Source organism: Komagataeibacter melaceti, assembly GCF_003403295.1.
Taxonomy (GTDB): domain Bacteria; phylum Pseudomonadota; class Alphaproteobacteria; order Acetobacterales; family Acetobacteraceae; genus Komagataeibacter; species Komagataeibacter melaceti.
The window spans coordinates 1-207 of sequence record NZ_QUWV01000160.1 but is presented as its reverse complement, the minus strand read 5'-3'; the positions used below and the strand labels follow the sequence as shown (position 1 = coordinate 207).

General features: G+C 73.4%; 1 pseudogene. It reads right to left on the bottom strand.

Annotated features, from left to right (window positions below):
• Window positions 1–207, bottom strand: a pseudogene (locus DY926_RS14955) (hypothetical protein); the annotation flags it as partial.

Here is a 207-nt window from a genome sequence, read left to right as displayed (position 1 = left end):
GCACTGGGCCGCGCGCACCGCCTGCGCAAACCGGGCCTGCTGCGCGGCCGTCCAGTCACCGGCATGCGAGACCGAAACCACCCCGGCCTGCGCGAGGCTGCTCTGGATGGAGGCCATGGCCTGCGGGATGGTGGTGTGCACCGGTCCGGGCTGGAGCGCGCACCCGGCCATGCCGAACAGGCTGGCGAGGACGAACACCACCCGGTC